Below are 18,918 nucleotides of genomic sequence, written 5' to 3'. Positions count from 1 at the left end.
GGCTCAGTCCCTCACGAACAGGCGGCGGGTGGATGCGGTGATGTCGCGGAAATAGCGCACGGGCATCTCTGCCTGCACGGCCTGCGCCAGGAACTGCGCTGCCGTGAACGGCACGTGAAAGCTCACGATGTGGGTCTGGCCGCTGAGCTGGTGCGTATGGGATGGCAGCCGGTCCAGCCAGGGCTTCAGTTGCGCCATGGCCCAGCCGGTCTCGAACTCGATGGCGCAGCCTTGCATGGCGGCAAAGCTCTGCTGGACGCTGCGCGGCTGGCCTTGCTCCAGGAACAGCACCTGGTCGGCCACCTTTTCCACCTCGTACAGCTGCTGTGAACTCAGCACCAGGGCCATGGGTTGCCAGGGCGAGCGCGCCAGCGACTGCAGATCGGTCAGCAGGGTCTGCTGGGCGTTGATGTCCAGATTGGCCAGGGGCTCGTCCAGCAGCAGCACGCGCGGCCGGCACAGCAGGGCGCGCGCCAGCTCGAAGCGCATCTTGTAGCCCGAGGACAGCTGTTTCCACTGGTGGCCCCGGAAGGCGCGCAGCCCCAGCTGCGCGATGACCAGCTGTACCAGGCAGATGTTGCGTTGGCCCACGGCGCCATGGCTGCGCGCGGCGAATTGCAGATGGTCCATCAGGCGCCCGCCCCAGACGGCCGGGCGCTGGGGGATATAGGCGAGCTGGACGCGCAGCAGGTAGGCATCGGCGGCGGGAACGCCCCAGTCCAGCTGCCCTGCGTCGGGCGCCAGATCGGCGGCCAGCAGGCGCAGCAAGGTGGTCTTGCCGTTGCCGTTCTCGCCCACCAGTCCCAGGATGGTGCCGGGCTCCACGGCCACATCCACCGGCCCCAGCGCAAAGCCGCCGCGCCGGTAGCGCTTGACCAGTTGCCGACCCTGTACACGGTACGCGCGGTGCGCGCGGGGAGGTGCGGAGTCGGCCTGCAGCGCCTGGCCCGGGGCATGGGCGGCATGCAGGGCATCGAAGGCCTGCTGCACCAGCGCGCGGCGTGGCTCTGCGCCGGAATCGGCCGCGAGGCCATCCCAGGCGTCCAGCGCAGTCAGCAGGCTCTGCTGCACGGCGGTTTCGGCCGGCAGGGCGGCGTCTATGAGTGCACGCCACGCGCCATGCCATTGCTGGCTGGCGATCGCCTGTTCCACGGATTGCGCCCAGGCCGCCACGGTGGCCTGCGGGCGCGCGGGTGGTCGTGCCGATTCGATGCTCGATTCCATGAAGCCCTCCCTTTTTTCTGTGCTGCGCGGTGCGGCCATCCGGGGAGCCGGACAGTGCGATTCCCGGCGCGCGACGAGTCTATGCGATCCCGCTATGCTGTACTTCCCGCGACGGACGACAGGGCCCGCACAGGCCCTGCGGATGCGCTTCAACGGTGTTGCACCATGTCCGGTTCCTTACAGACATCTCCGCTTCTTCCCGCCGTGGCCTGGCAGGGCCTGCGCCAGGTCCATGTGCTGCAAAGCCTGACCGACGAGCGACTGGCCGAACTGGCGGCGCAGTGCCGCTGGCAGCATCTGGCGCTGCACCAGACGCTGGAGGGCGCGTACACCGATCAGCGTCTCTACATGCTCGTGCAGGGCGGCTTGCGCGTCAGCAGCTATGCCCCCAATGGGCGCGGGCTCACGCTGGGCGAGATTGCCCAGGGCGTGTTCTTCGGCGGTCTGCCGCAGCAGCAGGTGGGCTGCACGGCCATGCCCCTGGTGGTCGAGGCAGGCGTGCCCAGCCTGATTGCCTCGCTGGCCCATGAGGATGTGGAAGCCCTGCTCATGAACGAGCCCCAGGTCCTGCGCGCCTTCATCGGCCGGCTCAGCGACCTGGCCGTGGCGCTGGCACGCCGCATGGTGGATCTGGGAACGCTGTCGGTGCGCAGCCGCCTGCATACCCAGTTGCTGGAACGTGCCGAGCGCGCGGGCATCGACCAGGGACAGGCCCTGCTGGCGCCCGCACCCCGGCAGACCGACCTGGCCCTGATGCTGGGCTCCAGCCGCGAGGAAGTGGCGCGCGAGATGTCGCGCCTGGTGCGCCTGGGCCTGCTGCGGCGTGAAGGCCGCAACCTGCGCATCTGCCATGTCGAAGGCCTGCGCGTGCTGCTCGAGGAAGCGCGCTGAGCCTTTGCCTGCCGCGGCTGTTTCAAGCCGCGAAAAACACTGTTTCAGGAACGCGTGAATTCGCCTTCTGTCGAGGGGAGCACGGGTGAAAAGGCAGCGGGCCGCCCGGGCCGGATGCGAAAACACGTGAGAAAACGCACAGACGAAGAATGCTGCAGCGCCGCATAGTACGTCCATGCCGTGAGGAAATGAATGCCGAGCGGCCTTTTGAAAGGATCTGACATGCGTACCCTCTCCGCTTCACTGGCCGCCCTGACCCTGGGCCTCGCCGGCACTGCAATGGCCCAAGAAGCCGTTTCCCCCTCGTCCTCCGCCACCGCAGGCCTGAGCCGCGCCGAAGTGCTGGCCGACCTCGAAATGTGGCACCAGGCGGGCATGACCTACCTGCCCTCGCCTTCGGCAGACCGCGACATCAGCTACAACTCGGCCGAATACCAGCGCGGCCTGGCCCGCTACCAGCAACTGCGCAGCGGCCCCGCCTACCGTGAGGCCGTGGCCCGCCTGGAAGGCCAGCACACCGTCACGCAGAAGTGATGTGAATGGATATGGGTCCGGCATGGTGCCGGGCCTGTTGGTGGAAAGCGTCCTTTCGGGACGCTTGGTTTGGCGCCCTTCGGGGCGCTTTTTTGTTTCCCTCGCTCTACACTGGGCGGCCCCGTGTCAGTGGCTGCTATCGATAGCGAAGCTGCTGATGCAAGTACAGCACGCGTTGACGGCCGTTTTGTGAAGTTTCTGATCGATTTTCCCAATCCCCATGACGGTTCGGCCGCCCGGCTGCGCCATGGCTTCGGGCCGCCGCTGTACAGCCTGGCAGCCCATGCGCCCGAGCAGGTGCGCGGTGTGCTTGACGCCGTGCAGCAGGCCGCCCAGGCCGGCCTGTGGTGCCTGGGCTGGGTGCGCTACGAGGCGGCGGCGGCGTTTGACGCGGCCTACGCGGGCGCCTTGCATGCCACGCTGCCAGGCGAGCCGCTGGCCTGGTTTGCCGTCTTCGACGGCCCCCGGCCCTGGCCTGAAGACGCGGACGCAGTCGATACCGGCCCTCAGGCGCAATCTCAGGTGCAATGGCAGCCCGGCCTGGAACGCGCCGATTTCGATGCCGCCATTGCGCGCATCCACGAGGCGATTGCGGCCGGTGACTGCTATCAGATCAATTACACGGCCCAGTTCATGGGCCGGCTGCTGGGCGACATTCCATCGCTGTTCGCCGCGCTGCGCCGTGCCCAGCCCGGCGGCTACGTGGCCTGCATGGACAGCGGCGACGAGCAGGTGCTGTCCGTCTCGCCCGAGCTGTTCTTCGACTGGGATGGCGAGCGCATCCTCACGCGCCCCATGAAGGGCACGGCGCCCCGTGGCGCCACGCCTGCACAGGACGAGGCGAATGTCCAGGCCATGCGGTCCTCGCCCAAGGAGCGGGCCGAGAACGTGATGATCGTGGACCTGCTGCGCAACGATGTCTCGCGCATTGCCGAGCCTTTCAGCGTCCAGGTGCCGCGCCTGTTCCATGCCGAACCCCTGCCCACCGTGTGGCAGATGACGTCCGACGTGCAGGCGCGCACGCGGCCCGGCATGGGCCTGGCGGACGTGTTTGCGGCACTGTTTCCCTGCGGCTCCATCACGGGCGCGCCCAAGCGCCAGGCCATGCGGCTCATCCACGAACTGGAATCGGGTCCGCGCGGCGTGTACTGCGGCGCCGTGGGCGTGGTGCGGCCCGGCATCGCCGCGGGGCGCGTGCACGCCACCTTCAATGTGCCCATACGCACGGTGGTGGCGCGTGGCACGGAACTGCGCTGCGGCATCGGCAGCGGCATCACGTCGGGCGCCGAGGCGCCTGCCGAATGGCAGGAATGGCGCCACAAGAGGGCTTTTCTGGACAAGGTGTGAAAGGGCGTGCAGCCATGGCGGATACGGACTTGGATTTCGACATTCTGGAAACCCTGGCCCTGCGGGATGGCGGTTTCATCCACCTGCAGCGCCATGTGACGCGCATGCAGGACGCGGCGCGGCATTTCGGCCGGCCCTGCACGGATGCCGTGCTGGAGCAGGCACTGCAGCAACTGCGCCAGGCGCACGCCAGCGGCCACTGGCGCGTGCGCCTGGCGCTGGATGCCACGGGGCGGATACAGACCCAGGCGGCGCCGCTGCCGCCTTCCGCCACGCCTGTTCGGCTGGCGCTGGCCGACCGGCCCATCGCCAATGCGGTGGCGCGTGGCGACTGGGTGCGTTTCAAGACCTCGCGCCGCGCGCACTACGACAGCCTGCAGCCCACCGATGCCTCGGTGTTCGACACCGTGCTCCACAACGAGGACGGCGAGATCACCGAGGGCACGCGCGGCAACATCGCCGTGCTGCTGGCGGGCCGCTGGGTGACCCCGCCGCTGTCCAGCGGCCTGCTGCCCGGCGTGGGCCGCGCGGTGGCGCTGGACGAGGGCCGCGTGGCGGAGCACCCGGTGCGGCTGGACGATCTGCCGCGCGTGCAGGGCTGGGCCTTCGTCAACAGCCTGCGCGGCTGGCTGCCGGCGGTTCTGCGCTGAACTGCAGGCTAGGGCCACGGGCGGAACTCATGGTTTTCAGGGATGGATTCCACAAGGCAATGTCAGACAATCGGTGAATATTGTTGAGCAATATCATTTTGATTGTTGGCTGATACCTGTCTCCCCTGAGATCGATCCATGCATGAATTCCGTATTTCCCGCCGCGCGCTGATCAGCGCCGCGGCTGTCCTGGCGGCGGGCCCGCTGTGCGCCCAGACCACCTATCCCAACAAGCCCATTCGCGTCGTCGTCGGCTACGCGGCAGGCGGCTCGGTCGACCTGGTGGGGCGCGTGGTGGGTGACATCCTGGCCAAGCACCTCAATGCGACCGTCGTGGTCGACAACGTGCCCGGTGCCGCCGGCGTGGTTGCCGCGCAGCGCGTGGTCGGTGCCAAGGCCGACGGCTATACCCTGCTCGCAGGCTCCAGCAACGAATTGGCGGGCACGAAGTTCGTCAACGCCGCGCAGAAGTACGACCCGGCCACGGACCTGACCGGCATCGCGCTGACCGGCGTGCTGCCCAACCTGTGGGTGGCCGGCACCAAGATGCCGGCCAGGACCATCGACGAGTTCATCGCCCTGGCCAAGGCCCATCCCGGCAAGTACAGCTACGGCAGCCCGGGCATCGGGTCCACTCCGCATTTCTCGGGCGAGCTGATCAAGAAGATTGCCGGGGTGGACATCGTCCATGTGCCCTACAAGGGATCGGCCGCGATGACCAGCGACCTGGCCGGCGGCAACCTGGATTTCGCCATCGTCTCTCCCTCGGTGGCGGCTCCGTTCATCCAGAGCGGCAAGATCAAGGCCCTGGGCGTGACCACGGCCCACCGCATCGCCATGATGAAGGACGTGCCCGCGCTGGGCGAGAACGCGGCGCTCAAGGGCTATGCGCTGAGCGGCTGGTTCGGGCTGGCGGGACCCAAGGACCTGCCTGCCGATGTGATGGCCAGCCTGCAGAAGGCCTTGAAGGCGGGCCTGGCCGATCCGGCGATGCGCGCGCGCCTGGAAGGGGCGGGCATCATTGCCCCCACGGGCGACGAAAACCTGGCCCAGATCATCCGTACCGACATGGGCAAGTACGCCGAACTGGTCAAGTTCGCCAAGATCACGCCGGAAAACTGAAGCACGGCCGGCCGCCATGAAAAACGCCTCGTTCCCCGAGGCGTTTTTTCATTCGGGCCTGTGCAGGGCATGCAGGGACAGCAGCCCCTCGAACGCATCGCGCAGCGGCTGCAGCGACGGGCCGGCAGGCGCCAGCCGTTGCAGCGCGCAGGCCGCTGCCTCCAGCGTGGACAGCTGGCCCGGCGCATGGGCCTTGCGCAGGGCGCCGTAGCGCGAGGCGGGCAGGTCGCCCTGCAGTGCCAGGCGCGGCAGGGCCTGCAGGCCGGGGTTGAGGTAGAGCATCTTGCGGCTCTTGCGCCAGGTGGCGTCCAGCACCACCAGGCGCAGGTCCTCGGGGCATGGCGCGGGCTGCGGCCAGGGCGCTTGCCTGGCCAGGCCCAGCTGGTCGCCGTGCGGCGTTTCCGGATAGAGCAGTACGGCCTGCCGCGGGGCGTCGCCCGACTGCCAGGGCGCGTGCAGCAGTGCCTGCAACTGCGCTGGCTCGAAGGCCTCGCCCACCGCCAGGCGGCTGGCGGGCAGGCACAGGTGCAGCAGCCGGCCCGTGCCCTTGGCCTGCAGTTCTTCCTCGGGATGCTGGAGCACCAGCAGCTGCACCGCATGCGGCACCGGCTGCACCAGGGGGCACAGGCAGGTGCGCTCAGGGCGCAGGCATTGCGTGCAGCGTGCGCGGGTGCTCACGGCGGACAAGGCCCGGCGCCTGCCTTACAGGCGACCCTTGTAGTAGCTGGGCTTGTCCATGTCGGCGATTTCCACGCTGAGCTGGACCATCATGCCGGCCGGCTGGGGCGTGAGGCGGCGCAGCACCGCGGCAATGCCTTCGGACAGTTCCTTCTTGGCCGTGTCGGTACGGCCCGCCAGCAGGCGCAGCTGCACGTGGACGAAGCCGCGGTTGGCGGGTGCCGAGCCGATCTCGAACTGGCTGACCGGCAGCAGGCGGGCCTTGACGTCGGCCTCGTCCAGGATGCTGGGGTGGCCGCAGACGAAGGCATTGAGTTCGGTCAGCAGTTGCTGGCCGGGCAGGCCGGCGAGGTTGTCGGTGTATTCGACGTAGAGATGGGGCATGGATGTCTCCGTTCCGGTGGTGAAGAGGGATTCAGGGGAGGGGTGGGGCCAGGCGCGAGACCTCGTCCAGCGCCGTCAGCAGCAGCTGCACGTCGATGCGCGTGTGGGAGGCCGACAGCGCAATGCGCAGCCGCGCCGTGCCTTCGGGCACGGTGGGCGGGCGGATGGCGGGCACCCACAGGCCGCGCTCGCGCAGGCCCTCCATCACGGCCAGGGCCGTGGCGTTGGAGCCTATGACCAGGGCCTGCACGGCGGTGCGCGAAGGCAGCAGCTGCCAGCCCGTGCGCGCCAGCAGCGGCGTGAGGCCGGCGCGCAGCTCGGCAATGCGTTCGGCCAGGGCCTCGCGGCGCTCGTCCTCGGCCTCGATCAGGGCCACGCTGGCCTGCAGCGCGCTGGCCAGCATGGGCGGCGCGGCGGTTGCGAAGATGTAGCTGCGCGTCTTTTGCAGCAGCCATTCGACCAGCATGTCGCTGCCCGCGACAAAGGCACCGGCCACGCCAGCGGCCTTGCCCAGGGTGGCCATGTAGAGCACGCGGGGCGAGGCGTTTGCGCCCGTCAGTCCCGCCTCGGCCAGGCTGCCCCGGCCCTGGGGGCCCAGCACGCCGAAGCCATGCGCGTCGTCGAGCAGCAGCAGCGCGTCGTATTGCTCGCACAGCGCCAGCAGTCCGCGGATGTCGGCCACGTTGCCGTCCATGCTGAACACGGCATCGCTGATGACCAGCTTGCGCCGGGCCGTGCTGGCGGCCAGTTGCGCGGCCAGGTCGCCCAGGTCGGCATGGGCATAGCGGTGGACCTGGGCGCGCGACAGGCGGGCGCCGTCGATCAGGCAGGCGTGGTTGAGCGCATCGGAGAACAGGGCATCGCCCGCGCCCACCAGGGCCGGCACGATGCCGGCATTGGTGGCGTAGCCCGCATAGAAGTAGAGCGCACGCGGCAGTTGCACGAAGTGCGCCAGCTGCTCCTCCAGCGCGGCGTTGGCCGTGCTGTGGCCGCTGACCAGGGGCGAGCCGCCCGAGCCCACGCCAAAGGCCTGGGCGCCCGCGCAGGCGGCGCGCACCAGGGTGGGGTGGCCGGCCAGGCCCAGGTAGTCGTTGCTGCAAAAGGCCAGCATGGGGTGGCCGTCCACCTCCATGTGGGCGCCGCTGGCGGCTCCCTGCAGCGGCGCCGTGGCGCGGCGGCGCCGGCGCAGGTGGGCTGCGTCGAGTTCGGCGATGCGCGCGGGGATGTCGTCCAGCCAGGAGCCGCTCATTTCCATTGCTCCGGCAGGGTGTAGGTGGTGGCGCGCGGGTCGGGGTGCTGCTGGAAGGGGATGTCGGCCAGCAGCGGCGCCTGCAGCTGCCGGTCCAGGTGCTGGCGCAGCCAGGCCATGTTTTCCTCGGGCACCAGCATGGCGGGGTCCACGCGGCTGGCAATCCAGCCGGCCAGGCGCAGTCCGCGCGCGCGGATGGCCTCGGCCGTGAGGGCGGCGTGGTTCAGGCAGCCCAGCCGCAGGCCCACGACCATGACCACGGGCAGGTCCAGCGCGCAGGCCAGGTCGGCGCCCGAGAGCTGGTCGGACAGCGGCACGAGAAAGCCGCCCGCGCCTTCCACCACCACGGCGTCGGCCTGTTCGGCCAGGCGCCGGTAGCTGTCCACGATGTGTGTGATCTCTATGGAGCGGCCCGCGCGCTGCGCGGCGATGTGCGGCGACATGGGATCGGGCAGCAGCACGGGGTTGTCGAGTTCGGGCGGCACGGCCAGGGTGGAGGCGGCGCGCAGCGCCAGCGTGTCCTCGTTGGCCCAGCCGCCCTGGCCGTCGGGCTCGGCGCCTGCGGCCACGGCCTTCATGCCCACCACGCGGGCATGGTGGCGGGCCAGCGCATGCAGCAGCCCGCAGGAGGCCAGGGTCTTGCCCACGCCCGTGTCGGTGCCGGTGACAAAGCAGCCAATGGTGCGGTGGGCGTTCACGAATGGTTCTCCTGGGCCAGGGTGTCTTCAAGGGCGGCCAGCGCGCTGGCGGCCAGGTGCTGCACGGCCTCTTCGTCCAGCAAATAGGGAGGCATGGCGTAGAGGGTGTTGCTGATAGGGCGCAGCAGCAGCCCGCGCTCCAGTGCGGCTGCGCTGTAGCGGCGCGAGAAATCGGGCAGGGAGGTCTGCACATCCCAGGCCCAGATCATTCCCTGGCGCCGTGCGTGGCGCACGCGGGCGTGCTGGTTCAAAGGGGCGAAGGCGCCGTCAAGCCTTTGCGCCAGCGCGAGGTTGGCGTTGATGGCATCGGTCTGCTCGAACAGCTCCAGCGTGGCCAGGGCCGCACGGCAGGCCAGCGGGTTGCCGGTGTACGAGTGCGAGTGCAGGAAACCGCGCGCCACGGAATCGTCGTAGAAGGCGGCGTAGACGGCCTCGGTGGTCAGCACGGCCGACAGGGCCAGCGTGCCGCCCGTCAGGCCCTTGGACAGGCAGATGAAGTCCGGCCGTATGCCGGCCTGCTGGTGGGCGAACATGCTGCCCGTGCGGCCGAAGCCCACGGCGATCTCGTCCACCACCAGGTGCACCTCGTAGCGGTCGCACAGGGCGCGCGCCAGGCGCAGGTATTCGGGGTCGTGCATGGCCATGCCGGCCGCGCACTGCACCAGCGGCTCGACGATGAGGGCGGCCGTGGTCTCGTGGTGCTGCTCCAGCCACTGGCGCAGGCCTTCGGCGGCGCGCCGTGCCACATCGACCGGGCTTTCGCCGCCTTGCGCGCCGCGTGCATCGGGGCTGGGCACGGTGTCGGCCAGGCGCACCAGGGGCGCATAGGCTTCGCGGAAGAGGGGGATGTCAGTCACGGCCAGCGCGCCCACGGTTTCGCCGTGGTAGCCGCCGGCCAGGCCGGCAAAGCGGCTCTTGGCGGGGCGGCCCAGGTTGCGCCAGTAGTGCGCGCTCATCTTGAGGGCGATCTCGGTGGCCGATGCGCCGTCGCTGCCGTAGAAGGCATGGCCCAGGCCGGTGAGCGTGGCCAGCCGTTCGGACAGCTCCACCACGGGTGCGTGCGTGAAGCCGGCCAGCATCACATGGTCCAGCCTGGCGAGCTGGTCGGTGAGCGCGGCCTGGATGTGCGGATGGCTGTGGCCGAAGAGGTTGACCCACCAGGAGCTGACGCCATCCAGGTAGCGGCGCCCTTCGGTGTCGTGGAGCCAGGGCCCCTGTGCGCGCGCGATGGCGATGGGGGGCGCGGCCTCGTGCCGCTTCATCTGGGTGCAGGGGTGCCACACAGCCGCAAGGCTGCGGGCGGCAAGCGATTGAGTCATCGCGCGATTGTCACACCGCAGCGCAGCTCACAGCTGCTGCGTGGGAACGTGGTGGCGCAGTTCGACCTGGCGGTTGGCATCGTCCACGAAGACCAGCTGCGGCTGGTGCGTGGCCACGTCGGTCTCATGCACCTGGGCGAAGGAGGCAATGATCAGCAGGTCGCCCACGGCGGCACGGCGCGCGGCCGAGCCGTTGACCGAGATCATGCCGCTGCCACGCTGGCCCTTGATGGCATAGGTGACGAAGCGCTCGCCGTTGTCGATGTTCCAGATGTGCACCTGCTCGTTCTCGACGATGTTGGCGGCGTCCAGCAGGTCCTCGTCGATGGCGCAGGAGCCTTCATAGTGCAGCTCGCATTGCGTGGTCTTGACGCGGTGGATCTTGGATTTGAGCAGGGTGCGGAACATGTTTGTCTCTCGAGGGGCGCTTTGCGCGGTCTTGATGGGGCCTTGGCTGGCAAAAAAAGCCACCAAGTCTATATGCGAAGGACAAATCCCATGAAGGCCGTGAAGTTGTTCAACGGCAGCGGCGCCGCTGCGGGGCCTGGCTTCAGTTCAGGTCGAGCACGCAGCCATCGCCGATGCTGTCGCGCCATACGCGGATGCGGCTGGGGGCGGGCTGCAGGTCGGCCAGGGAGTCGGCAATGAACAGGCACAGGTTTTCCAGCGTGGGCTTGCCCAGGCCGGGGATTTCGTCGAGAAAGCGGTGGTCCAGCGCGTCGCCCAGGGTCTTCAGGCGCGAGCGCAGGTAGCCCAGGTCGATCACCATGCCGTTGTCCGGATTGCGCGGGCCGGTGACGCTGACCTCGGCATAGTAGGTGTGGCCGTGGATGCGGCGGCTGCTCTCGGTCTCGATGGCGCGCTCCAGCGTGTGGGCGGCATCGAAGAAAAAGCGCTGGTGTACGGTGAACTGCATGGCAAAAATCAGCGGATGCCGGTGAGCTTGTGGGTCTGCAGGCTCAGGCGCCAGGCCGGGCGTTGCAGGCATTGCGCTATGCAGGCGGCCGTGTTGTCGGCCTGCAGGACGTTGTCCATGGGCTGCAGGAAATAGCGGTCGAAACGGGTGCCGGCCTCGATGGCCTGCAGATCGAAGCCGGGCTGCGGCCAGACCAGCTTGAGCTCCTGGCCGCTGCGCTGCACCCATTCGGCGCCGGCCTTGGGGCTGATGCACAGCCAGTCGATGCCCTCGGGCGCGGCCACGGTGCCGTTGCTTTCCACGGAAATGCGAAAGCCGCGCGCATGCAGGGCGGCGATCAGGGGCTCGTCCACCTGCAGCAGGGGCTCTCCCCCGGTCAGCACCACCATGCGGTGCTGGCTGTCGGCGGCCGGCCATTGGGACAGGATGCGTTCGGCCAGGGCGTCGGCCGTGGCGAACTTGCCGCCCAGCGTGCCGTCGGTGCCCACGAAGTCGGTATCGCAGAACTGGCAGATGGCGCTGGCGCGGTCCTGCTCGCGGCCGGTCCAGAGGTTGCAGCCTGCAAAGCGGCAGAAGATGGCCGGCGTGCCGGCCTGGCCGCCCTCGCCCTGCAGGGTGTAGAAGATTTCTTTGACGCTGTAAGTCATGGTGCATGGAGGCCGGTGGAGCCGGCCTGTCGGTGTGCGCGTGCCTGTGTCCGTGCCCGCTAGACGGGCGTATAGGCCAGGCGCACGTAGATGGGCGCAAAGGCTTCGGCCTGGGTGATCTCGATCAGCGTTTCCTTGGCCAGCTCCAGCAGGGCGATGAAGGTCACGACCAGCACGGTCGAGCCTTTCTCGGGCTGGAACAGGGTCTCGAACTCGACGAAGCGCCGGCCCTGCAGGGCCTTGAGCACCTGGCTCATGTACTCGCGCACCGAGAGTTCCTCGCGCGTGATCTTGTGGCTTTGCACGAGCTTGGCGCGCTTGAGAATGTCGCGCCAGGCCGATTGCAGCTCGGCCACATCCACATCGGGAAAGCGCGGCTGCAGGTTCTGCTCGATGTGGATCTGGGCCCGGAGGAAGTCGCGTCCGTAGTGCGGCACCTGGCCGAGCTGGTGGGCAGCGAGCTTGATCTGCTCGTACTCGAGCAGCCGGCGCACCAGCTCGGCGCGCGGGTCCTCGGCCTCTTCGCCGCCTTCCTGCTTCTTGGGCGGCAGCAGCATGCGCGACTTGATCTCGATGAGCATGGCCGCCATCAGCAGGTACTCGGCCGCCAGCTCGAGGTTGCGGCTGCGGATCTCGTCGACATAGCGCATGTACTGGCGCGTCACGTCCAGCATGGGAATGTCGAGGATGTTGAAGTTCTGCTTGCGGATCAGGTACAGCAACAGGTCCAGCGGCCCTTCGAAGGCTTCGAGGAAGACCTCCAGCGCATCGGGCGGGATGTACAGGTCCTGCGGCAGGGCGAACAGCGGCTCGCCGTACAGGCGCGCCAAAGCCACCTGGTCGATCACGACCGGGGTGCCGTCGCCAGGAGGGGGGGATGTGGCGGAGGCGCCCGCAGGCGCCAGCGCGGATTCAGCCTCGGCCATGCCTTGCTGCCTGGGCGAATGCCGCATGCGCAGGGTGCACGGTGGGAACAGGCTGATTTTTCATCGCATGGGCAATCAGGAGTTCGTCTGGTAGACGTAGGGCTTCTGGTCCACGCGGCCGGCGCGCAGGTCTTCCCAGACTTCGTGGTTCACGTCCTTGTCCCACAGCAGCGAGCGGCCGGCCAGTTGCTGGCTGGGCAGCTCGGGCTTTTGCTTCTTCAGATCGTTGATGAAGTTGGTGGCGTCGGAGCGATAGTCGGGGCGGCGAAAGAATGACATAGTCTGATAACCTCTTGAATCGCGTGATTTTACCGGGACACCGCCGATGAACCTAGTCTCCCGTCTTCTGGGGGTTGCCGTGGCCGTGATGGGCATGCTCTCGCTGCCCGGCTGCGATCCCCAAAACATCAAGGAACTCGAAGAAGGGCTGTCCACCGAGGCCGACGTCCGCGCCCGCTTTGGCGAGCCCGAACGCATCTGGACCGAGCCCGACGGCTCGCGCACCTTCGAGTACAACCGCCAGCCCGCCGGCAGCCGCAACTACATGATCACCATCGGCACCGATGGCCGCATGAGCGCGCTGCGCCAGGTGCTGGCGCCGCACAACTTCGAGAAAATCCGCCCCGGCATGGACGAGGAGCAGGTGCGCCGCATGCTGGGCAAGCCCGCCAAGATCACGCCCTACCAGCTCAAGCAGGAAACCGACTGGGACTGGAACTACATCGATCCCCCCACGCGCGACATGGAGTTCACCGTGACCTTCGGGCCCGACGGCCGCGTGCTGCGCAGCGCCGGCCGCGAGAAACTGCACGGCGGCGCCTGACAGCAGGCCCCGGCAAGCATCCTGCGATGCGCTGTACCCTGCACGCCACAGCGCGCCGGGGCAACAATCTCTAGAATCCGGGTTTGTACCTATGACACCCCATGGGTACGGTGAAGGCCCCGAACCGGGGTCTTTGCGACGATAGATCTGTCATCACCCCGACAATGTCCACGCCTTCCCTACCCGCTGCCGCGCCTGCTGCGCCTGTCCCGGCCACCGCTTCGCTGCGCCATGGCCTCTTCGAGGATGTCCAGGCCCTCTTCACCGGAACCTTGTTCGTGGGCATCGCCATGATGATGTTCGCCCAGGCGGGGCTTTTGACGGGAAGCACGGCGGGCCTGGCCTTCGTGCTGCACTACGCCACGGGCTGGCCGTTCGGCCTGGTCTTCTTCGCGATCAACATTCCGTTCTACTGGTTTGCCTGGACGCGCGTGGGCCGCACCTTCACGGTCAAGACCTTCATCTGCGTGGGCGCGCTGTCGCTGATCACCGAAATGGGGCCGCGCCTCATCCACATCGACTACCTGCACCCGGCCTTTGCCGCCATCGCGGGCGGCCTGCTCATGGGCTCGGGCCTGCTGTTCCTGGCGCGCCACCGTTCCAGCCTGGGCGGCGCCACCATTGCCTCGCTCTATCTGCAGGACCGCTACGGTATCCGCGCCGGCAAGGTGCAGATGGCCATCGACTGCTGCGTGGTGCTGCTGGCGCTGTGGGTCGTGCCCTTCGAGCGCGTGGCCTGGTCGGTGCTGGCGGCCGTGATCATGGGCGTGTTCCTGGCCGTGAGCCACCGGCCCGGGCGCTACGCCGGGCAGTAGCCTCAGGGCGTCAAAGGCTGCCCATCGGGCGTGCGGTAGCGGACGGTGATGCCGCTGTTGTCTGCGGCTGCCCCGTCATCGCTCATCGCATCAACGGCCTTGCCCACTCCCTTGCCGACGATTTTTACCGTGCCCACGGCCGCATCCGCGGCCAGCCCCACGGCAGAGGCCGTGACGCTGACCGCCGTGGCGGTCACGGCCACCACGGTGCAGCCGGGCAGCAGGGCCGCGGCGCACAGGCAAAGAAAAGCCCCCAGGGCCGGGGACCGTGAGGGCTTGCGGGACTTTGCAGACTTCATGATTGTCGTCCAACACACTGTGCGCAATCTTTGAAACCGGCAGAGCCTAAGTCAGGGACGCCGAGGAAGGGCCTACGCCGGCCGCGCCGCCCCGCACCGAGGGTGTCGCCGGGTGCCCGTATGCCCCCCTTCAGGGGGAAGGCGCGAAGCGACTCAGGGGGCATTTCAATGTATACGCATGCCGGGTGTGGCGCCTGGGAAAGGCTCCAGCACGTAGATGCCGGGATTGCTTTTCTCATCGGCGTGGCTGGCTGCCAGCACCATGCCTTCGGAGATGCCGAACTTCATCTTGCGCGGCGCCAGGTTGGCCACCATCACGGTGAGCTTGCCCTGCAGCTGCTCGGGCTGGTACATGCTGGAGATGCCGGAGAACACGTTGCGTGTCTTGCCTTCGCCCACGTCCAGCGTGAGCTGCAGCAGCTTGGTCGAGCCTTCCACGGGCTTGCATTCCACGATCTTGGCAATGCGCAGGTCCACCTTGGCGAAGTCGTCGATGCCGATGGTTTCGGCAATCTCCTCGCCGCCGGGCAGGACCTTCTCGACCACGGGCTCGGGGGCCTCGAACAGGGCTTCCAGCTGCTTGACGTCCACGCGCTGCATCAGGTGCTTGTACAGGCCGATGGCATGGCCGGCGCCCAGCAGGTTCTGTGCGTCGGCGAACTGCAGCGGCGCCACGTTGAGGAAGCCTTCCACCTGTTCGGCCACGGCCGGCAGGATGGGCTTCAGGTAGATGGTCAGCAGGCGGAAGGCCTCGATGCAGGTGGTGCACACGTCCTGCAGGCGGGCGTCCATGCCTTCCTGCTTGGCCAGCTCCCAGGGCTTGTTGGCATCCACGTATTCGTTGACGCGGTCGCACAGCTGCATGATCTCGCGCACGGCGCGGGCCGTGTCGCGGTTCTCGAAGGCCTGGACAACGGCCTCGCTCTGGCCGCGCAGCTGGGCCAGCAGGGCCTGGCCGTCTTCGCTGACCGTGCCCAGCTTGCCGTCGAAGCGCTTGGCGATGAAGCCGGCAGCGCGCGAGGCGATGTTCACGTACTTGCCGATCAGGTCGGAGTTGACGCGGGCCATGAAGTCATCGGGGTTGAAGTCGATGTCTTCATTCTTGCCGTTGAGCTTGGCGCCCAGGTAGTAGCGCAGCCACTCGGGGTTCATCTGCAGGCCCAGGTACTTGAGCGGGTCCAGGCCGGTGCCGCGGCTCTTGCTCATCTTCTCGCCGTTGTTCACGGTCATGAAGCCGTGCACGCAGATCTTGGTGGGCGTCTTGCGGCCGCTGAACTTCAGCATGGCGGGCCAGAACAGCGTGTGGAAGGTGATGATGTCCTTGCCGATGAAGTGGTACTGCTCCAGCGTGGGGTCGGCCATGTAGGCCTCGTAGTCCTCGCCACGGCGGTCCAGCAGGTTCTTGAGCGAGGCCAGGTAGCCCACGGGCGCGTCCAGCCAGACGTAGAAGTACTTGCCCGGCGCATCGGGGATCTCGATGCCGAAGTAGGGCGCGTCGCGCGAGATGTCCCAGTCGCCCAGGCCCTCGCTGGTCGTGCCGTCCGGGTTGGTGCGCACGCCGAACCATTCCTTGATCTTGTTGGCCACCTCGGGCTGCACATGCTGGCCGTCCTGGGTCCACTCGGTCAGGAACTCCACACAGCGCGGGTCCGACAGCTTGAAGAAGAAATGCTCCGAGCTCTTGAGCACGGGCTTGGCGCCGGACAGCGCCGAGTAGGGATTGATCAGGTCGGTGGGCGCGTAGACGGCGCTGCAGACCTCGCAGTTGTCGCCGTACTGGTCCTTGGCGTGGCAGCGCGGGCATTCGCCCTTGATGAAGCGATCGGGCAGGAACATGTTCTTCTCGGTGTCGAAGAACTGCTCGATGGTGCGCGTCTCGATGAAGCCGGCAGCCTTCAGGTCCCTGTAGATCTGCTGGGCCAGCACATGGTTCTCGGGCGCGTCGGTGTTGTGCCAGTTGTCGAAGGCGATGTGGAAGCCGTCCAGGTACTGCTTGCGGCCTGCGGCGATGTCGGCCACGAACTGCTGGGGCGTCTTGCCGGCCTTCTCGGCCGCAATCATGATGGGCGCGCCGTGGGCGTCATCGGCACCCACGAAGTTGACCGCGTTGCCCTGCATTCGCTGCGCACGCACCCAGGTGTCGGCCTGGATGTATTCCATGATGTGGCCGATGTGGAAGTTGCCGTTGGCGTACGGCAGGGCGGTGGTGACGAAGAGTTTGCGTGCGGTCATGGATGGCGGCTTTCTCGGGGGAACCTGACATTCTAGAAGGGCTGGGCGGTTGTGGGGCGGCGATGGCTTTTTGGCGCGCCTGCCGCGGTCCTTCGTCAAGGTGCGGCCGGAGCTTTTGCGTGACGGGAACGAAAACCATCCATGTTCTTCTTGGACGGTGAGACGGGTTCTTCTACTTGGGAGAAACGTCAGCCCGATGTGCTCGCCAGGTGCTGGTGGAATGCATTCTTCAATTCGTGATGATTGGTGTAGCCAAGGGTCTGCTCGCTCAGGATCCTGGCCAGGGACTCTTCGCTGGCCTGTATTCCATTGATTTTCAAGACCGTGAAAATCAATGGAACGGGATGGGAGTAGTACTTGGGTCTTGCCAGGATGTCGTCCACCATGGCCGGGCCTGCTTCGAGTGCATTGAGAACGATGGGAAGGTAAGTGCCGTTGAGCAGAGCAAGCATTCGCTCGCATGCATTTTCAATGCCCTGTTCGGTCGTTGGCAGGTCAATGCAGCCGGCTTTTTCGCTGGTGGTCGACATGCTGTATACGAGACTCGCGTTTGCCAGGTTCGACGGGTAAGGAGGGGCTATTTGCGCGATTGCTGCCTGCAGTACGGGCTGCTCCACGAGGATGATGGCCTCATACGACCGGGTGTTGGTCAGATATTCAAAGTGAATGTTGGCAACGGCACCGGATTCTTTCCTGGTGATGTTGATTCTGTTTCTTGTGAACTTCGTGCCTGAAAGATGGGAAAGCTCTTTCTTCAGGAATTCAATCAGCCTTTTTTCGAAGTTCTTGCGCAACTCGGCGGTGTTTTGCTTCATTTTTCCGATTGTTCAGATATTGAGAGGCCTGAAATCGCGGCGTCCTGTGCGCTTGGGAAGGAGGGCGCGCTTGCGGCCGGCACGCGCTGCCAGCCCAGGAACTGCTCTATGTCGCTGCGCCGCGCCAGCGCGTCGCGCCGGCCCAGGGCCATGAGTTCGCGGGTGAAGCTGCGCTCGAACAGCAGGTAGCTGGCCAGGGCGGCGCCGCGCGGGTCGCTGGCGTCCTGGCGCACGCCCAGGGCGCCCAGCAGGGTGCGCATGGGCAGGGGCAACTGGCCCACATGGCGCGCGGCGATGGCGTCTATGCGTTCGGACGGCGAGATGACCAGCAACTGCAGCCGGCGCAGCCGGCTGCGTTCGCGGTCGGCGGGGGGGATCAGGGCCAGCGTCTGGTTGATGCGCTCGGCGCGCTCCACGTCCAGGGACAGGGCGTCCAGGAAGATGCTCGACAGCGTGTGGCCCGCAATGTGGGCCAGCGACGGGTAGCTTGCGCCTTCTGGCGGCGGCCTGGCCGGCGGCTCGGTGCGCCGGCCCGCGCCCACGACGAGGATGCGCTCGGCGCCCAGGTGGATGGCGGGCGCCAGCGGCGCGGTCTGGCGCATGGAGCCGTCGCCGAAGTATTCGGTGGCGCCGTCCAGCGGCAGCGGCGTGGCCGGAAAGATGAAAGGAATGGCCGAGGAGGCCAGCAGGTGCGCGTGCGTGATCTGGGCGGCGGCGGCCTTGCGCTGGTTGCGCACCCAGGGCTGGAGCTGGTCCTGCGCCTGGCAGAAGGTCACGTGCTCGCTGGTGGTGTAGCTGGAGGCGGACACCGCCAGCGCGCGCAGGTGGCCGTCCGCGATCAATTGCGGCAGGCGTTCCAGCGGAACCAGGCCGCGCGACAGCAGCCGGCCCAGCGGCTGGTTGTCCAGCAGCGAACGCGGACGCATGCGGCCCCAGCGCGCCAGGGCCCAGCCCAGGGACAGCAGGGTCAGCCAGCGTGCGCCGCTGCGCAGCACGCTCAGCGAGTCGGACAGGTAGATGTCCTCGGGCCGCAGGTTGCGCCAGATGCGCGACATGCGGCGCACGGCCCGGTCGAAATGGTCGCTGCCGCAGGCCAGGGCCGCCGCGTTGATGGCGCCGGCCGAGGTGCCGACCAGGATGGGGAAGGGATTGGGGCCATGCTGCTGGCCGCAGGCGCGGCGTATCTCGGCAATGGCCTCCAGCACGCCGGCCTGGTAGGCGGCGCGGGCGCCGCCGCCGCTGAGCAGCAGTCCGGTGCTGGGGGGAGGGAGGCTGGAGTCGGGTGAGGGCGCGGCATCGGGCATGCCTGGAGTGTGCCGCGCGCCGGCCGTCATCAGATCAGGGGATGA

At 67.6% G+C, this 18,918-nt stretch carries 22 protein-coding genes; 7 read left to right on the top strand and 15 right to left on the bottom strand.

The genetic code is table 11. The annotated features are described in order from the left end of the window. Nucleotides 1–3: 3 nt before the first annotated feature. Nucleotides 4–1,224: an ATP-binding cassette domain-containing protein gene (locus A4F85_RS15555; RefSeq protein WP_063327996.1), complete on the bottom strand. Its 1,221-nt coding sequence runs from the start codon at nt 1,222–1,224 to the stop codon at nt 4–6. Between the two features lie 165 nt (nt 1,225–1,389). Between A4F85_RS15555 and A4F85_RS15550 the strand changes: the two genes are divergently transcribed. From A4F85_RS15550 to A4F85_RS15530, 5 genes are all read left to right on the top strand, one after another. Then, nucleotides 1,390–2,115 carry a Crp/Fnr family transcriptional regulator gene (locus A4F85_RS15550; RefSeq protein WP_043781030.1) on the top strand — a complete coding sequence of 242 codons (726 nt, stop codon included), beginning with the start codon at nt 1,390–1,392 and terminating at the stop codon, nt 2,113–2,115. 222 nt (nt 2,116–2,337) lie between these two features. Beyond that, nucleotides 2,338–2,649, top strand: a complete 312-nt coding sequence (locus A4F85_RS15545; protein WP_063327098.1) for a DUF4148 domain-containing protein — start codon at nt 2,338–2,340, stop codon at nt 2,647–2,649. Between the two features lie 189 nt (nt 2,650–2,838). Then, the gene (gene pabB, locus A4F85_RS15540) at nt 2,839–3,996 is read left to right on the top strand and encodes an aminodeoxychorismate synthase component I (protein WP_063327097.1); all 1,158 of its coding nucleotides are present in this window, start codon (nt 2,839–2,841) and stop codon (nt 3,994–3,996) included. Between the two features lie 29 nt (nt 3,997–4,025). Continuing rightward, the gene (locus A4F85_RS15535) at nt 4,026–4,646 is read left to right on the top strand and encodes an aminotransferase class IV (RefSeq protein WP_231890561.1); all 621 of its coding nucleotides are present in this window, start codon (nt 4,026–4,028) and stop codon (nt 4,644–4,646) included. Nucleotides 4,647–4,784: 138 nt separating this feature from the next. Further along, on the top strand, nt 4,785–5,768 hold the full coding sequence (locus A4F85_RS15530; protein WP_063327095.1) for a Bug family tripartite tricarboxylate transporter substrate binding protein: 984 nt from the start codon (nt 4,785–4,787) through the stop codon (nt 5,766–5,768). A gap of 48 nt (nt 5,769–5,816) precedes the next feature. Here the strand turns inward: A4F85_RS15530 and A4F85_RS15525 are convergent, their stop codons facing one another. The 10 genes from A4F85_RS15525 to A4F85_RS15480 all read right to left on the bottom strand — a co-directional run bounded on the left by A4F85_RS15525 (nt 5,817) and on the right by A4F85_RS15480 (nt 12,864). Further along, the gene (locus A4F85_RS15525) at nt 5,817–6,455 is read right to left on the bottom strand and encodes a tRNA-uridine aminocarboxypropyltransferase (protein ID WP_063327094.1); all 639 of its coding nucleotides are present in this window, start codon (nt 6,453–6,455) and stop codon (nt 5,817–5,819) included. 15 nt (nt 6,456–6,470) lie between these two features. Beyond that, entirely contained in the window at nt 6,471–6,830 is a 360-nt protein-coding gene (locus A4F85_RS15520; protein ID WP_012203756.1) for a 5-carboxymethyl-2-hydroxymuconate Delta-isomerase, read from the bottom strand. Nucleotides 6,831–6,861: 31 nt separating this feature from the next. After that, nucleotides 6,862–8,079 carry an 8-amino-7-oxononanoate synthase gene (gene bioF, locus A4F85_RS15515; RefSeq protein WP_043824586.1) on the bottom strand — a complete coding sequence of 406 codons (1,218 nt, stop codon included), beginning with the start codon at nt 8,077–8,079 and terminating at the stop codon, nt 6,862–6,864. Beyond that, a complete protein-coding gene (bioD, locus tag A4F85_RS15510) occupies nt 8,076–8,777 on the bottom strand; it encodes a dethiobiotin synthase (RefSeq protein WP_063327093.1) in 702 nt (233 codons plus the stop codon). The genes bioF and bioD overlap by 4 nt, the downstream gene beginning before the upstream one ends. Then, nucleotides 8,774–10,096 carry an adenosylmethionine--8-amino-7-oxononanoate transaminase gene (bioA, locus tag A4F85_RS15505; RefSeq protein WP_063327092.1) on the bottom strand — a complete coding sequence of 441 codons (1,323 nt, stop codon included), beginning with the start codon at nt 10,094–10,096 and terminating at the stop codon, nt 8,774–8,776. The genes bioD and bioA overlap by 4 nt, the downstream gene beginning before the upstream one ends. Before the next feature lie 27 nt (nt 10,097–10,123). Then, nucleotides 10,124–10,504 carry an aspartate 1-decarboxylase gene (gene panD / locus A4F85_RS15500; protein WP_012203760.1) on the bottom strand — a complete coding sequence of 127 codons (381 nt, stop codon included), beginning with the start codon at nt 10,502–10,504 and terminating at the stop codon, nt 10,124–10,126. 142 nt (nt 10,505–10,646) lie between these two features. Then, complete coding sequence (locus A4F85_RS15495) at nt 10,647–11,012, bottom strand: 6-pyruvoyl trahydropterin synthase family protein (RefSeq protein ID WP_012203761.1); 366 nt, start codon at nt 11,010–11,012, stop codon at nt 10,647–10,649. An 8-nt stretch (nt 11,013–11,020) separates the two neighbouring features. Next, complete coding sequence (queE, locus tag A4F85_RS15490; RefSeq protein WP_063327091.1) at nt 11,021–11,659, bottom strand: 7-carboxy-7-deazaguanine synthase; 639 nt, start codon at nt 11,657–11,659, stop codon at nt 11,021–11,023. 59 nt (nt 11,660–11,718) lie between these two features. After that, the gene (locus tag A4F85_RS15485; protein WP_013803906.1) at nt 11,719–12,585 is read right to left on the bottom strand and encodes a segregation and condensation protein A; all 867 of its coding nucleotides are present in this window, start codon (nt 12,583–12,585) and stop codon (nt 11,719–11,721) included. A 75-nt stretch (nt 12,586–12,660) separates the two neighbouring features. Continuing rightward, nucleotides 12,661–12,864: a DUF3460 family protein gene (locus tag A4F85_RS15480; protein WP_012203764.1), complete on the bottom strand. Its 204-nt coding sequence runs from the start codon at nt 12,862–12,864 to the stop codon at nt 12,661–12,663. Nucleotides 12,865–12,910: 46 nt separating this feature from the next. On the opposite strand from A4F85_RS15480, the gene bamE reads away from it, so the two are divergent. Next, nucleotides 12,911–13,408, top strand: a complete 498-nt coding sequence (bamE, locus tag A4F85_RS15475; protein WP_012203765.1) for an outer membrane protein assembly factor BamE domain-containing protein — start codon at nt 12,911–12,913, stop codon at nt 13,406–13,408. Nucleotides 13,409–13,572: 164 nt separating this feature from the next. Continuing rightward, on the top strand, nt 13,573–14,223 hold the full coding sequence (locus tag A4F85_RS15470) for a YitT family protein (protein ID WP_063327090.1): 651 nt from the start codon (nt 13,573–13,575) through the stop codon (nt 14,221–14,223). 2 nt (nt 14,224–14,225) lie between these two features. Here A4F85_RS15470 and A4F85_RS15465 read toward each other — a convergent pair whose 3' ends face one another. The 4 genes from A4F85_RS15465 to A4F85_RS15450 form a co-directional block, all read right to left on the bottom strand. After that, nucleotides 14,226–14,522 (bottom strand): hypothetical protein, encoded by a 297-nt coding sequence (locus A4F85_RS15465; protein ID WP_063327089.1) that lies wholly within the window; start codon nt 14,520–14,522, stop codon nt 14,226–14,228. A 165-nt stretch (nt 14,523–14,687) separates the two neighbouring features. Then, a complete protein-coding gene (gene metG, locus A4F85_RS15460; RefSeq protein WP_063327088.1) occupies nt 14,688–16,754 on the bottom strand; it encodes a methionine--tRNA ligase in 2,067 nt (688 codons plus the stop codon). A 188-nt stretch (nt 16,755–16,942) separates the two neighbouring features. Continuing rightward, complete coding sequence (locus A4F85_RS15455; RefSeq protein WP_063327087.1) at nt 16,943–17,569, bottom strand: hypothetical protein; 627 nt, start codon at nt 17,567–17,569, stop codon at nt 16,943–16,945. Further along, the gene (locus A4F85_RS15450) at nt 17,566–18,873 is read right to left on the bottom strand and encodes a patatin-like phospholipase family protein (protein ID WP_231890560.1); all 1,308 of its coding nucleotides are present in this window, start codon (nt 18,871–18,873) and stop codon (nt 17,566–17,568) included. The genes A4F85_RS15455 and A4F85_RS15450 overlap by 4 nt, the downstream gene beginning before the upstream one ends. Between the last annotated feature and the right edge of the window lie 45 nt (nt 18,874–18,918).

Source organism: Delftia sp. GW456-R20, from assembly GCF_001622915.1.
In the GTDB taxonomy this organism is placed as follows: domain Bacteria; phylum Pseudomonadota; class Gammaproteobacteria; order Burkholderiales; family Burkholderiaceae_C; genus Comamonas; species Comamonas acidovorans.
This window is presented reverse-complemented; position numbering and strand designations above follow the sequence as displayed.